The organism is Nocardia sp. NPDC088792 (genome assembly GCF_044750615.1).
Taxonomy (GTDB): Bacteria; Actinomycetota; Actinomycetes; order Mycobacteriales; family Mycobacteriaceae; genus Nocardia.
The window spans coordinates 712,664-726,271 of the sequence record NZ_JBIVKC010000005.1 but is presented as its reverse complement, the minus strand read 5'-3'; the positions used below and the strand labels follow the sequence as shown (position 1 = coordinate 726,271).

12 protein-coding genes are annotated in these 13,608 nt (G+C 67.5%); 5 read left to right on the top strand and 7 right to left on the bottom strand.

The genetic code is table 11. The annotated features are described in order from the left end of the window. Window positions 1-49: 49 nt before the first annotated feature. Complete coding sequence (gene purF / locus ACIP5Y_RS35605) at window positions 50-1,615, bottom strand: amidophosphoribosyltransferase (RefSeq protein ID WP_400356775.1); 1,566 nt, start codon at window positions 1,613-1,615, stop codon at window positions 50-52. 113 nt (window positions 1,616-1,728) lie between these two features. On the opposite strand from purF, the gene ACIP5Y_RS35600 reads away from it, so the two are divergent. Then, on the top strand, window positions 1,729-3,237 hold the full coding sequence (locus tag ACIP5Y_RS35600) for a DUF3533 domain-containing protein (RefSeq protein ID WP_400356774.1): 1,509 nt from the start codon (window positions 1,729-1,731) through the stop codon (window positions 3,235-3,237). Here the strand turns inward: ACIP5Y_RS35600 and ACIP5Y_RS35595 are convergent. Next, the gene (locus ACIP5Y_RS35595) at window positions 3,232-3,618 is read right to left on the bottom strand and encodes a sterol carrier family protein (protein WP_400356773.1); all 387 of its coding nucleotides are present in this window, start codon (window positions 3,616-3,618) and stop codon (window positions 3,232-3,234) included. The genes ACIP5Y_RS35600 and ACIP5Y_RS35595 overlap by 6 nt on opposite strands. A gap of 53 nt (window positions 3,619-3,671) precedes the next feature. Between ACIP5Y_RS35595 and ACIP5Y_RS35590 the strand changes: the two genes are divergently transcribed. Continuing rightward, on the top strand, window positions 3,672-3,809 hold the full coding sequence (locus ACIP5Y_RS35590) for a hypothetical protein (RefSeq protein WP_400356772.1): 138 nt from the start codon (window positions 3,672-3,674) through the stop codon (window positions 3,807-3,809). Here the strand turns inward: ACIP5Y_RS35590 and ACIP5Y_RS35585 are convergent. Both ACIP5Y_RS35585 and ACIP5Y_RS35580 read right to left on the bottom strand, forming a co-directional pair. Then, the gene (locus ACIP5Y_RS35585; RefSeq protein ID WP_400356771.1) at window positions 3,781-4,431 is read right to left on the bottom strand and encodes a type II CAAX prenyl endopeptidase Rce1 family protein; all 651 of its coding nucleotides are present in this window, start codon (window positions 4,429-4,431) and stop codon (window positions 3,781-3,783) included. The genes ACIP5Y_RS35590 and ACIP5Y_RS35585 overlap by 29 nt on opposite strands. Window positions 4,432-4,433: 2 nt before the next feature. Beyond that, on the bottom strand, window positions 4,434-6,203 hold the full coding sequence (locus ACIP5Y_RS35580; protein WP_400356770.1) for an alpha/beta hydrolase: 1,770 nt from the start codon (window positions 6,201-6,203) through the stop codon (window positions 4,434-4,436). 149 nt (window positions 6,204-6,352) lie between these two features. Between ACIP5Y_RS35580 and ACIP5Y_RS35575 the strand changes: the two genes are divergently transcribed. Further along, complete coding sequence (locus ACIP5Y_RS35575; RefSeq protein ID WP_400356769.1) at window positions 6,353-6,637, top strand: YiaA/YiaB family inner membrane protein; 285 nt, start codon at window positions 6,353-6,355, stop codon at window positions 6,635-6,637. Window positions 6,638-6,708: 71 nt separating this feature from the next. Here ACIP5Y_RS35575 and purL read toward each other — a convergent pair whose 3' ends face one another. Beyond that, window positions 6,709-9,003, bottom strand: a complete 2,295-nt coding sequence (gene purL, locus ACIP5Y_RS35570; RefSeq protein WP_400356768.1) for a phosphoribosylformylglycinamidine synthase subunit PurL — start codon at window positions 9,001-9,003, stop codon at window positions 6,709-6,711. A 295-nt stretch (window positions 9,004-9,298) separates the two neighbouring features. Between purL and ACIP5Y_RS35565 the strand changes: the two genes are divergently transcribed. Beyond that, on the top strand, window positions 9,299-10,567 hold the full coding sequence (locus ACIP5Y_RS35565; protein ID WP_400356767.1) for a glycosyltransferase 87 family protein: 1,269 nt from the start codon (window positions 9,299-9,301) through the stop codon (window positions 10,565-10,567). Between the two features lie 64 nt (window positions 10,568-10,631). On the opposite strand, the gene ACIP5Y_RS35560 is transcribed toward ACIP5Y_RS35565, so the two are convergent. Continuing rightward, the gene (locus ACIP5Y_RS35560; RefSeq protein ID WP_400356766.1) at window positions 10,632-11,951 is read right to left on the bottom strand and encodes a M18 family aminopeptidase; all 1,320 of its coding nucleotides are present in this window, start codon (window positions 11,949-11,951) and stop codon (window positions 10,632-10,634) included. A gap of 54 nt (window positions 11,952-12,005) precedes the next feature. Then, window positions 12,006-12,443, bottom strand: a complete 438-nt coding sequence (locus tag ACIP5Y_RS35555; RefSeq protein WP_400356765.1) for a MarR family winged helix-turn-helix transcriptional regulator — start codon at window positions 12,441-12,443, stop codon at window positions 12,006-12,008. Between the two features lie 53 nt (window positions 12,444-12,496). Between ACIP5Y_RS35555 and ACIP5Y_RS35550 the strand changes: the two genes are divergently transcribed. Next, window positions 12,497-13,585, top strand: coding sequence for a substrate-binding domain-containing protein (locus ACIP5Y_RS35550; protein WP_400356764.1), 1,089 nt, complete (start codon window positions 12,497-12,499; stop codon window positions 13,583-13,585). The last annotated feature ends 23 nt before the right edge of the window (window positions 13,586-13,608 follow it).

Below are 13,608 nucleotides of genomic sequence, written 5' to 3'. Positions count from 1 at the left end.
TCCGGTCGGCGGGGCGCTATGTCCTGTTGCTCTGAAATTTTTCCACCCGCTACGGGCGGCTCAGTGCGCTCGCATTCGCGTTGTCGGCCAGCAGCGCCGTCTCCGTCGCACCGGAGAGCATGCCTTCCAACAGGTTCTTGCCGATGGCCGCCTCCTGCGGGAGGGCGATCGGGTACTTGCCGTCGAAGCAGGCACAGCACAGCCGCGACCGCGGCTGCTCGGTGGCGGCGACCATGCCCTCCAAGGAGATATAGCCGAGGGTGTCCGCGCCGATGGAACGGCGCACGCCCTCCACCATGTCCTCGAGACTGCCGGAGTCGATGCCTTCGGGGCCCGCGCCATTGGCGATCAGCTCTGCGCGCGAGGCGAAGTCGATGCCGTAGAAGCACGGCCACTTGACCGCCGGGGAAGCGATCCGGACGTGGATCTCCAGGGCGCCCGCCTCCCGCAGCATGCGGATCAGGGCACGCTGGGTATTGCCACGCACGATGGAATCGTCCACCACGATGAGCCGCTTACCACGGATGACCTCGCGGAGCGGGTTGAGCTTCAACCGGATTCCGAGCTGGCGGATGGTCTGGCTGGGCTGGATGAAGGTACGGCCCACATAGGCGTTCTTCATCAGGCCCTGCCCGTACGGGACACCCGAACCCTGCGCGTAACCGACGGCCGCGGGGGTACCGGACTCCGGCACCGGAATGACCAGGTCACCCTCGACAGGATGCTCGGCGGCCAGCCGCCGGCCGATGTCCACCCGGGTGGCGTGCACCGAACGGCCGGAGATGGTGGAGTCGGGCCGGGCCAGGTAGACGTATTCGAAGACGCAGCCCTTGGGTTCCGGGCTGGCGAAACGCAACGACCGGACACCGTCCGCGTCGATGGCCAGCAGTTCGCCCGGCTCGATCTCACGGACGAAGGAGGCGCCCACGATGTCGAGGGCCGCGGTCTCGCTGGCAACCACCCAGCCGCGATCCAACCGGCCCAGGCAGAGCGGGCGCACGCCGTGCGGATCCCGCGCGGCATAGAGCGTGTGCTCGTCCATGAAGGTGAGGCAGAAGGCGCCGCGCAGCGTGGGCAGCAGCTCCATGGCGGCCTGCTCGATGCTCTTGTCGGCGGCGGCGTGCGCGAGCAGCGCGGTGATCACATCCGAATCGGAGGTGGCGGCCATGGACCCGGCGAGCCGCCCGGTCACCAGTCCGAGATCGCGTGCCCGCGTGGATAGTTCGGCGGTATTGACCAGATTTCCGTTGTGTCCCAGCGCGAGTCCGGTACCCACCGCGGTGGTGCGGAAGATCGGCTGCGCGTTCTCCCAGGTCGTGGAACCCGTGGTGGAGTAACGACAGTGGCCGACGGCGACATGGCCCGGCATGGCGGCCAGGGTCTGTTCGTCGAAGACCTGGGACACCAGCCCCAGATCCTTGAAAACCAGCACCTGGGAGCCATCGGCGACCGCGATACCCGCCGCCTCCTGCCCGCGATGCTGCAATGCGTAGAGTCCGTAATACGTGAGCTTGGCCACATCCTCGCCCGGCGCCCAGACACCGAACACGCCGCACTCTTCGCGCGGTTCGTTCTCGTCGTGGTCGGGGGTGGTGGCGGCGGAGGGGAGAGTCACCGTTTGCTCCCTGTTCGGCGGGCGGGGGGCGCAGCCCAGTCTACGGGTAACCACGACGCAACCCACCGTTGGGATATGCCTGTTGGCAGACCGTTTGCTGTTAGCGTTCGACCGTGGCGACCACGGACACTACGGAATCGACTCCACGCCGGCATCTGAGCCTCGTCAGGTGGGCTTTTCCGGTAATCGTCATGACCTTGCTGGGCTCGCTGCTCGGCGTCATGTACCTCGACTACGTGGTCGATCCGGAGAAGAATCTGCACAACTTCCCGATCGCGCTGGTCAACCAGGATGTGGGTGACGACCTCTCCCAGCCGGGGCAACCGGCCAAGCATGTGAACTTCGGCGATCAGGTCTCGGCGGGGCTCCAGAAAGCCGTGCCGTCGGACAAGATCGATCTGCGGGTGCTCGGCATCAACGAGTCCCAGTTGCAGATGCAGTCCGCGCAGGTGTACGCCACCATCATCATTCCGAGCGACTTCTCCAAACGGCTCGGCATTCTCGGGGTCGGCAGCGTCGTGCCCGGCAATATCAGCAAGCCGGTCATCACCCTGCAGACCAATCCGCGCACCGGCGCGTTCGCCACCGCCATCGTGACGAAGTTCGGTGACGAAGCTCTCACCCAGGTCAATGCGCAAGTGGGACAGCAGCTCACGGACACGGTGAAGGCACAGCTCACACCGCCGCCGGGCGCGCCGCCCACCGAACTCTCGGCCGCCACCCGGCTGGTGCTGGCGCAACCCCTCGATATCGTGGTGAGCGAATTCCAGCCGCTGCCCGGCGGATCGGGCGAAGGACTCACGGCCTTCTTCTACAGCCTCATGCTGCTGCTGATCGGCATGGTCGGGGCGATGATCATCCACCAGCTGATCGATTCGGCGCTGGGCTTCCTGCCCACCGAGTGGGGTCCCTGGTACGTGCACTACCCGCGCGCGTCGATCTCCCGCTTCAAGACGCTGATGATCAAGTGGTCGGCGGTGGTGGCCCTGGCCGTCTGCGCCTCGGCCGCCTTGGAAGGCATCGGCGCCGGCCTCGGCATGCCGATCGACCGTCCGCTACTCCTCTTTCTCTACAGCGTCCTCGTGATGACCGCGGTCGGCGTCACCTGCACCGCGGTGCTGGCCGCCGTCGGCACGGCGGGCTTGATCGTGAACCTCATCTTCTTCGTGATCCTCGGCCTCCCCTCCTCCGGCGGCACCGTCCCCATCGAGGCCACCCCCAAGTACTTCGGCTGGCTCGCCAAGTTCGAGCCCATGCACCAGGTCTTCCTCGGCACCCGCTCCATCCTCTACTTCGACGGCAGCGCCCAGGCGGGCCTCTCCCGCGGCATCTGGATGTCCGTGCTCGGTCTGGCCGTCGGCCTGGTCTTCGGCCTCTTCATCACCCGCTTCTACGACCGGAAAGGCCTGGAACGCAAGCCCATCCAAGCCAGGGCAACCGTTCCGGCCACCCCGGACCAGCAGTCCGCAGCAGGTCAGGAATCCACGCCGCCCGAGGAACCCGGGCCGGCTCAGGAATCCGCGCCGACCCAGAAAACCGGGCCTACCAAGGAATCCACGCTGCCTCAGGAATCCGGGCCTGCTCCGGGATCGGGCCGCCACCGGAGCCCTGAGGAGTCATAGCTGCGCGACCGGTAGCCAGTGCGCGACCTCGGGCGCCCGTGTCCCCGAGGCCGTCAGCCGCGCAGCGGCCAGTGCCTCGTCGAAGGTGAGCAGCCCGGTCGCGAGCAACAGCCAAGTCCGGGCATCGGTTTCGACCACATTGGGCGGCGTCCCCCGCGTATGCCGGGGTCCCTCGATGCACTGCACCGCCACGAACGGCGGCACCCGCACCTCCACCGAGGCCCCCGGCGCATCCGCGGCGAGCGCCCGCGCGGTCCCGCGCACCGCGGCGGCGAGCTCGGTACGCGAGGGCGCGGGCGCGGACTCGTCCCGCAACCACTCCCCCACCGCGTCCACCGCCGCCCGCATCGCCGCCGGATCCACCGCACCTCGTCGCGCCATATCGTGAGGTTACCGCCGCCCACCGACGCCGAACGCTTCTCACCCGACCGGCAATGATCCCGACCGGCAATGATGCGGCCGTGCGCAATGTTTCGGTGCCGCCGTGGGGACTACTGCTCGATGTGCTGCTCTACGCGCACGTGCCGGCGCTGATCGCGACGGTCATTCTGCGGCTGTCCGCTCGCCGGTGAGGCGGCGGGCCAGTCTCGGCGTGAGCGCGCCGCCCGCATTGAGGGCCAGGTGCAGCAGGGCCGGGGCGGTGGCACTGCCCGTGTGGCAGCGGAGGCGGTCGAAGAGATAGCCCGCGGCAGTGGTGACGGCCACGGTGCCGGGGACGGGATCACCGGCAGCGCGGGCGGGCTGGATGTGGGTCAAGCCGAAAGACAGTGCGCCGAGCCAGGTTCCGGGGCGGCCGAGGGCATCCTCCAGCAAAGGGGTGAGGGTGGCTCGGTAGATGAGCTCCTCGCTGTAGACGGTGCCCACCGGGATGTGCAGGGCCGCCCATTCGGCCGTCGAGACATCCGGGCCGCGGTCGGCCAGGTCGGCGAAGTGGCGGCGGGTGGCCGGGACGGTCAGGGCCGACGCGTAGCCGGCGGTCACCACGGCGGCCGTCAGCAGACCGACTCGGAAGCCTTGGACGGAGCGCCAATTCGGGGTGCCGTGGAAGACGGCGGCGTAGGCCGTGGCGAAGGTGATGTTGGCGGCGGAGCGGCCACGGATATCGAGACGCAGGGCAGGCAGGACGCGGTTGGCCCACAGCAATGGCAAAGCCGCGGCGGCAGCCGCTTGCACGGTGCGGGACAGCCCGGGCATCGTTATTTGACCGCTCGCTCGTAGTACTCGGCGAGTTCGATTTGCACGCGGATCTTTTCGCGGAGTTCGGGGGTGAAGTCGGGGGGCGCGGCGATGGCGGCCCAGCCGTCCAGCACCAGGGAGCCGTAGTTGTGGCCGTGACCGTCGGAGACGCCCTGGGCATTGGTGAGGTCGGCGGCCACCTGCCAGAAGGTGACGAAGGGCCACCAGCGCATCTGCGGGGAGACGTCGGCGCCGCGGGGTTCGCCGAGCCAATCCGGTTGCGAGGTGATGAGATCCGGCGACCACCAGATGATGGGGTCGGACGGATGCATGAGGTAGGCGATGCGGGGTTTGCGCCAGTCCGGGGAGGGTTTCTCCAGATCGGCTGCGGTGCGGGCGAATCGGACCACCAGGCCGTCGGCATAGATGGGATCCACCTCGCGGGTGCCGGGATCGCGGCGTTCGACGAACTGCCGCCACAGGCGATTCGAGTTGGGCGGGCCCACCCACAGCGCGCCGTCCACCTTGGAGCGCAGGTCGGCCAGCCCGTCGAAGGCGGCCTCGGAGCCCTGCGACCCGAGACTCTCGCCGTACACCAGCAGTTTCGGCCGATGATCGGCCGGCAGTCGCGACCAGTGCTCGTACACGGCGTCGAACATCTTGCGCCCGTTCTCCGCCACCTTCTGCCGGTCCGCGAGAAAGGACAGCACACTGGGCAGATACGAGTACTGCGAGGCCACGATGGCGGTGTCGCCGCCGTACATGTACTCCAGTGCGGCGGCGCTCATGGAGTTCACCCAGCCGGTGCCGGTGGTGGTGACCAGCACCAGCACCTTGCGGTCGAAGGCCTTGGTGCGCTCCAGTTCCGCGACCGCCAGGTCCTCCTCGGTGGTGTCCTTGCTCGCCGACTGCAGGCCGACGTACACCCGGATCGGTTCCAGTGCAGGCTTTCCCGTGACGGCGCTGATCAGCATGGGGTCGGGGCCGTGCGAGACGAACCAGCGCCCCTCGGACCCGAGCGTGTCCCATTTCGCGAGTGAGGCCGGGCTGCCGGAACGTTCGGGTCTCGCCGGCTGCACCGCGTACTGGGTGACCTTGTCATTGCGGACGCTGAACGCGGAGTTGGCGACCGCGAAGAAGGCGCGCGTCGCGACGCCGTTGAAGACCGTCACCACCAGCACGGTCAGCACCAGCGCACCGAGCGCCGGCGCGAACGCGGGCGGCACCCGCACCCACCGGCTGAGCAGCCGGGCGATGAACCGCACCAGTTCCCGCACGGTCCGGTACACGGCCACCACCAGCGCGCCGACCGCGAAACTCAGTGCCCCCGTGCGCAGATAGGCGGCACGCGTGGTGCCTTCCATGCCCATCAGCCCGGTGATCTCCCGCTGCCAGTCCGCGGACATGACCAGCATGTAGGCGGCCGCCAGCGCGCACAGCACGACCACGGCGACCTTCACCGCGTACCGCACCCATTCGGGCGGTGTCTCCAGCTTGATGCGCGGCCGAATCCACATGCGGAACAACCACTGCAGTACACAGCCCACGCCGTAGCCGACGGCCGCATTGAGCCCGGAGATCAGACCTTGGAACAGCCAGTCGCGCGGCACCAGCGACGGTGTGACGGACCAGGCGAAGAACACGGTCGCCACCACGAGCCCGGTGTGATTGAGGTCGATGATGTCCTCGACCCGCCGCGCGAGCACGGCGATCCGCCTGCCCCAGCCATGCCGGAAGAAGACCCGGCCGCGTAAACGCAGCCGTGTCAGGGCATGGGCGGGGTCCAGCACCCGTCAAGTATGGAGGGCGGCAACCGGAACACGGGGCAGCGCCCCGCGTGAAAGACGCCATTGCCCGGCGTGTCGCGCTATATCTACGCGCACTGCTCGAGTAATAGTACCCGGTTCACCGGCCGTGCCGGCCGCCAGAATCAGCTGCCATGAGCACTCCCAGCACAGAGACCAAGAGCACCACGGCTTTTCTGGTGCAGGCCATGATCGCATTCGGAATCAGTTTCGCGGCAATCTGTTTCGGCATCGTGCGGCTGCCGCTCGACATGTGGCAGCGCGGCTTCCTCTTGATGAGCATGCTGTTCCTGGTGAGCAGCTGCTTCACCCTCGCGAAAGTGATTCGGGACCAGCACGAGTCGTCGCGGGTGAATCACCGCATCGACGAGGCCCGCCTGGAAAAGCTGATCGCCGAGCACGATCCGTTCAAAGCATGACTCGACTCGAGGGAAGGCCCCCGCTGCTATCGGCGGCGGGGGCCTTCCTTTTCGGCTTCGAGGGCCGGGCCTCAGTGGTCCGAGTTGCCGAACAGGGCGGGGAGGGTGCCTTCGTGGGCGGCGCGGAGTTCGTCCAGGGTGATGGTGAACTGGCCCTGCACCTCGAGCGAGTCGGAGCCCTCGTCGACCACGCCGATGCGCGCCCACGGCAGCTGCCGGGCCTCGCACATCTTGGTGAAGCGGGTCTCCTCCGAGCGCGGCACGGCCACCAGGACGCGGCCGGCGGATTCGGAGAAGAGGGTGACGAACGGGTCGGCGCCCTCGGGAACGACGAGGCGGCAACCGGTTTCGCCGGCCAGCGCGGCCTCCACGACGGTCTGGATGAGGCCGCCCTCGGAGAGGTCGTGCGCGGCGGAGATCATGCCGTCGCGCGAACCCGAGGTGAGGACGTCCGAAAGCAGCTGCTCGCGAGCCAGATCCACCTTCGGGGGCAGGCCGCCGAGGTGATCGTGCTCGACCTGCGCCCAGATGGAGCCGTCGAATTCGTCGCGGGTGTCGCCGAGCAGGATGAGCGATTCGCCCGGCTCGGTGCCCAGTCCGGTCGGGATGCGGCGGTGCACATCGTCGATGACGCCGAGCACGCCGACCACCGGGGTGGGCAGGATGGCGGTCTGACCGGTCTGGTTGTAGAAGGACACATTGCCTCCGGTGACCGGAATGCCCAGTGCCACACAGCCGTCCGCGAGACCGCGCACGGCCTGCTGGAACTGCCACATGACGCCCGGATCCTCCGGCGAACCGAAGTTCAGGCAGTTGGTGACGGCCTTCGGGGTGGCGCCGGTGACGGCCACGTTGCGGAAGGCTTCGGCGAGCGCGAGCTGCGCACCGGTGTACGGATCCAGCTTGGTGTAGCGGCCGGAGGCGTCGGTGGCGAGCGCGATGCCGCGGCCGGTCTGCTCGTCGATGCGGATGAGGCCCGCGTCGGCATGCTCGGCGAGCACGGTATTGCCGCGCACGTAGCGGTCGTACTGCTCGGTGATCCACTTGCGCGAGCACAGCTGCGGGCTGGCGAGCAGCTTCAGCAGGGTGGCGCGCAGTTCGTCGGCGGTCTGCGGGCGGTTCAGGCGGGCGGCCGAATCCGCGTTCAGCGCATCCTGATCCGCGGGCCGCTCGACCGGGCGCTCGTACACGGGACCCTGGTGGGCGACGGTGCGCGGCGGCACGTCCACCACGGTCTCGCCGTGCCAGGTGATGATGAGGCGCTCGCCGTCGGTGACCTCGCCGATGACGGTGGCGGTGACATCCCACTTCTGGCAGACGGCCATGAAGGCGTCCACGTTCTCGGGGGTGACGACCGCGCACATGCGTTCCTGCGACTCGCTCGAAAGGATCTCGGCGGGCGTCATATTGGCGGCGCGCAGCGGCACCTGGTCCAGGTCGATGTGCATGCCGCCGTCGCCGGCCGCGGCGAGTTCGGAAGTGGCGCAGGAGAGTCCGGCACCGCCGAGGTCCTGGATGCCCACCACGAGGTCGGCGTGGTACAGCTCGAGACAGCACTCGATGAGCACCTTCTCGGCGAACGGGTCGCCCACCTGGACGCTGGGGAGCTTCTTGCGGCCGGTGCCGGATTCGTCACCGGAGAAGGTGTCCGAGGCGAGCACGGAGACGCCGCCGATGCCGTCGAGGCCGGTGCGCGCGCCGAACAGAATGATCTTGTTGCCCTCGCCGGACGCGAACGCCAGGTGCAGGTCCTCCACCCGCATGACGCCCGCGCACAGCGCGTTCACCAGCGGATTGCCTTGGTAGGACGGGTCGAACACGGTCTCGCCGCCGACATTCGGCAGGCCCAGCGAGTTGCCGTACCCGCCGACGCCGCGCACCACGCCGTCGACCACACGCCGGGTGTCCGGGTGCTCGGCCGCGCCGAACCGCAACTGATCCATGACCGCGATCGGGCGGGCGCCCATGGCCATGATGTCGCGCACGATGCCGCCGACACCGGTGGCCGCACCCTGATACGGCTCCACATACGAGGGGTGATTGTGCGATTCCACCTTGAAGGTGACCGCCCAGCCGTCGCCGATATCCACCACGCCCGCGTTCTCGCCGATGCCCGCGAGCATCGACTTGCGCATCTCCTCGGTGGTGGTCTCACCGAAGTAGCGCAGGTGCACCTTCGACGACTTGTAGGAGCAGTGCTCCGACCACATCACCGAGTACATGGCCAGCTCGGCATCCGTGGGCCGGCGGCCCAGGATCTCCTTGATGCGGGCGTACTCGTCGTCTTTGAGGCCGAGCTCCTTGTAGGGCTGCGCGCTGTCCGGGGTGGCCGCGGCGTTGCTGACGGTATCGACGTGGCTGGTCACGGGAATACCAGAGTCCTTTCGGCCGGGCAGGTCGGAAGCGAATGCCCGCGTTGCTGGATGTCGGCGAGATACGAGGCGAGTCTAATTGCCCCCGGATCTGCCGCTTCGCCGACCTGCGACTGTGTGCGGCAGCACACCGATGCCGAGGCGACAACTGATTTCGCGAGGATCGGGGTAACTCACCGGGCACCCCCGAAATCGGTTCGGCACCCGATCGCATGCCGCGTTGCCGACCGCCGACGGCTCTCTGCTGTGCGCTGAAGTCACGGAGAGGCGGAACAGCTAGTCTGTCCCGGTGAACGATCGATCCGGGGTCGCGGATCCGACCGAGAAGCGTGAGAAGCCCGTGACCATGCCAAGAGGGCTGTCTCGGCGACAGGTCCAACTGCTGTTGGTAGCGGTGGTCCTGTTCGCGGTATCCGCCTGGATCAGTTATGCCGCCAAGTTCTGGCACGGATACATCGATCTACAGGTGTATCGGAACGGCGCGCGGGCGTGGCTGGACAACAAGGACCTGTACGGGCCCATGCCGCCGGTGTACGGGCTCGGGCTGCCGTTCACGTATCCGCCGTTGGCCGCCCTGTTCTTCGCGCCGCTGGCCATCATGTCGTTGCCGGTGGCCGAATGGGCGGTGCTCGCGACGTCGGTCGCCTCGCTGGGCATCACGCTCTGGGTGGTGCTGGATCGGCTGCGGCCGTCCATGGACCGGCTGGTGCGGCTGTCCCTGGTGCTGGGTGGCGTGGGTGTGCTGCAGCTGGCCGAACCGATCCGCCAGACCTACGGGTTCGGGCAGATCAATATGGTGCTGATGGCGGCGATCGCCCTGGATTGCCTGGTGCGCAAGCCCTTCTGGCCGCGCGGCGTGCTCATCGGCATCGCGGTCTCGGTGAAGCTGACGCCCGCCGGGTATCTGCTCTACTTCGTGCTGCGCCGGGATTGGAAGGGTGCGGCCGGGCTGATCCTGGGCAGCATCGGCGCGATCGGCGTGGGATTCATTCTGTTCCCGCATGATTCGGTGCAGTACTGGTTCCACACGCTGTCCGATACCGGGCGTATCGGGCCGCCGTATTTCGCGGGCAATCAGTCGCTTAAGGGTTTCGCCTTCCGCCTGGGTGTCTCGGATTCGGCGGCGACCATGATCTGGGTGCTGCTGTCCGCGCTGGCCATCGCGCTGGCCGCGGTGTGGATGAACCGGCTGTTCTCGGTCGGCGCGAACGTGGCGGCGCTGATGGTGAATGCGGCTACGGTGCTGCTGATTTCGCCGGTCTCCTGGTCGCACCACTGGGTGTGGATCGCGCCGGCCCTGATCGTGGCCGCCGACGCCATTGCCCGCGGGCATCGCAGCCCGCTGTTCCTCGGGGCGACCGGACTGGCCATCGCCATGTTCGCCATCGGCCCGCAGTGGCTGCTGCCGCACGATGGGGATCGCGAACTCCGCTGGGCCTGGTGGGAACAGATCATCGGCAGCAGCTACGTGGTGTTCACGCTGGTGATCTTCATCGTGGCGGTGCTGACCTACCGTCCGATCCCGGACGCGAAGAAGGCTGCCGCCCTCGAGGCGTAGGGCGCTTTCGGAACGAAGAGAAGGGGTTGGGGCCGAGCAGCCCCAACCCCTTCTTTCGGTCTTCTTACCTGGCCGGTTCGGGCGTGAGGAAGGCCGCGAGCGCCGCCGCGTAGGCGGGAATGTCTGCGGCGCCCATCATTTCGCGGGCCGAGTGCATGGCCAGCTGCGCGGCGCCCACGTCGACCGTCGGCATGCCGGTGCGGGCCGCGGTCATCGGGCCGATGGTGGAACCACAGGGCAGATCGGCGCGGTGGACGTAGCGCTGCAACGGAACATCCGCCTGCGCGCAGGCGAGCGCGAAAGCGCCTGCGCCGGTTGCGTCCGTCGCGTAGCGCAGATTCTGGTTGACCTTCAGCACCGGGCCGCCGTTCACCTCGATGCGGTGCATCGGCTCGTGGCGGTCGGGGTAGTTCGGGTGGGTGGCGTGGGCCATATCGCCGGAGGCACAGACCGAACCGGCCAGGGCGGCCAGGTATTCGGCGCGACCGCCGCCGCGGGTGAGGACGATGCGCTCCAGAACCGTGGGGAGCAATTCGGATTGGGCGCCGCGGTCGGACTGCGAGCCGACCTCCTCGTGATCGAACATGGCGAAAACGGGTACGGCCGCGCCGGGCTCGTTGACGGCTGCCAGGAAGGCGCGCAGGCCCGAATAACAGGTGCCCTGATTGTCGAGGCGGGGCGCGCTCACCAGATCCAGGTCGCGGCCGATCAGCTTGGACGGCACCAGATCGTGGGTCATGAGCTCCCAGCCGAGCACGGCGCTCGGTTCGATGCCGGACCGTTCCGCGAGGAAGGCCAGGAACGAACGCGGCTCCCCGCCGATCCCCCACACCGCGTTCACATGCCGCTGCGGGTCCAGGGTGACGCCGCGGCGGTCCTCGGACAGGTGGATGGCCAGCTGCGGCACCCGCAGGATCGGTTCGTCGATGCGAATCAGCCGCTCGCGCAGCACGTTTCCGTCACGCACCGAGATGCGGCCGGAGATGCCGAGATCGCGGTCCAGCCACGAGTTCAGCCAGGCGCCGCCGTAAGGCTCCAGCCCGACCATCTGCCAGCCGGCCACGGCCATATCGGGATGCTGCTTCACCCGCAGATTGGGACTGTCGGTGTGGGCGCCGACCACCCGGAAGGGGGTGGCCTGCCCGGTGCGGAATCCGGTTGGCGCACCGGGCCCGCCGTCCGCCCAGGCGACCAGCGAGCCGCCGCGCACCACGTAATAACGTCCGGCGCTGCTCGACGGCCACGGCGCTGATTCGGAGAGCCTGGTGAAGCCGTGATCATCCAGTTCCGCGGCCACCGTCCGGCACACATGGAACGGGGACGGGGACGCGTCGATGAATTCACACAGTCCGGCAGCGGTCGCGGTCGTCTCGGCAACTGGCATGCCTTGAATCCTAAGCATGTCCGGTTCAGTTTCCCCTGATCAGGGGTGACCGTTTCAGTCGGGTTGGGGCGCTTCGGTAACGCGTTCCAGGAGGCGGACGAGTTCCAGGTAGTCGTCGCCGCCCAGGCGGCGGCGGAGTTCGGCTTCGGCGCGAACCTCTTCGGCGCGGACCTCTTCCACGAGTTCCACGCCGCGGCGGCTGAGGCCGATGAGAATTCGGCGGCGGTCGTCGGAGGCGGCGACGCGGAAGATCAGGCCGCGCTCGGCGAGATGGTCGGCGTGCCGGGTGGCCGAGGAAGGAGCAAGCTGGGAACGCGCGGCCAATTCGCTCATGGTGATGCCCGTATCCGCCGATAGATTCGTGAGCATGGACCACTGGTCAGCGGTCAGTCTCCTGGCGCACAGTGCGGCGTCCAGGTGACGAAGCCAACTACGTTCGGCCGCTCGCAGCGCTCCATGCAAGGTGGAAACACCACCTAGAATTGTCGCCATATTTTCCCGCCCGTTCACAAAAAAAATCGATCGATCGAGGGGAAGGGTAACCGATGTCCCCGTTCGGCGGGAATCCCGAAAACTGTATAGAGATCCTGAACATAGTCCCGCAGCAGGGACCGGGAGGTATCTTCGCCCCTTCCTGTGAGGCGGCCATTTCTCTGGCAGTGGAAGAAATCAACAGTGGGACAGGAATTCTCGGGCGCGAATTGCGCGCGACCCACATCGACGGCGGCCGGGAACCCGGCGAAGTGGCGCTGGAGGTTTCGGCGCTGCTGGCCACCGGCATGGTGCACGCGATCACCGGCTGGCACACCTCGCGGGTGCGCGGCGCGGTGGCGCAGGTGACCTCGGGGCGGGTTCCGTACCTGTTCGCGACGGACAATGAGGGCGTGCAGGATCCGCCGCCGGGGCTGTTCATGGTCGGTTCCGATCCGGCGCATCAGATTCTGCCCGCCTTGCGCTGGCTGCGAAGAGAATTGGGGGCGCGGCGGTGGGCGATCATCGGCAACGACTATGTGTGGCCGCGGCGTACAGCCGATGCGGTGCGCGCGGAACTGGGTGAGCGAGGCGCTGCCCAACTTGACCGTTTTGTCCCTTTAGAGCAATTTGTTCCACTCGGAAGTACCGATTTCGAGGATTTTCTGGCGGACCCTCGGCTGGATCACGTGGACGGCGTGATCGTTCTTCTCGTGGGGGCCGATGTTGCGCGTTTCAATAAAAAATTCGCCCAAATCGGACGGGATTACAAACAGCTCCGGATCAGCCCCGCGGTCGACGACAATGTTCTGCTCGCGGGCGGAGCGCCGGCCAACCGCAATTTGTATGTACCGTCCAGTTTCTTTGTGGAGGGCGCAGAAGGACACGACCGCCTCGATCGCTACCGCAAGATGCACGGCGAGTTCGCCCCCGCGCTGACCAACTTCAGCAATACCGAGTACGAGGCCGTGCACACGCTACGAGCCATGGCCCAGGCCGCGGGATCGATGGAGGTCAAGAGCTTCCACGCCGCGGTATCGGACGGCCAGAAACTCGAAACCCCGTCGGGCAGCGTGGGTTTCGATGGTCACCAGGTGGTGTTACCCGGTTACATCGCACGCGCCGACGGGGTGAAGTTCGAGGTGCTCGACCGAATCTGCTGATTCGGGAAGCAGGCGGGGGCTAT

Coding starts and splice junctions, on each gene's coding strand:
- ACIP5Y_RS35595 (WP_400356773.1), bottom strand. CDS start 3,618: ATGGCGCGACGAGGTGCGGTGGATCCGGCGGCGATGCGGGCGGCGGTG.
- ACIP5Y_RS35590 (WP_400356772.1), top strand. CDS start 3,672: ATGATCCCGACCGGCAATGATGCGGCCGTGCGCAATGTTTCGGTGCCG.
- ACIP5Y_RS35585 (WP_400356771.1), bottom strand. CDS start 4,431: ATGCCCGGGCTGTCCCGCACCGTGCAAGCGGCTGCCGCCGCGGCTTTG.
- ACIP5Y_RS35575 (WP_400356769.1), top strand. CDS start 6,353: ATGAGCACTCCCAGCACAGAGACCAAGAGCACCACGGCTTTTCTGGTG.
- ACIP5Y_RS35560 (WP_400356766.1), bottom strand. CDS start 11,951: ATGCCAGTTGCCGAGACGACCGCGACCGCTGCCGGACTGTGTGAATTC.
- ACIP5Y_RS35555 (WP_400356765.1), bottom strand. CDS start 12,443: ATGGCGACAATTCTAGGTGGTGTTTCCACCTTGCATGGAGCGCTGCGA.
- ACIP5Y_RS35550 (WP_400356764.1), top strand. CDS start 12,497: ATGTCCCCGTTCGGCGGGAATCCCGAAAACTGTATAGAGATCCTGAAC.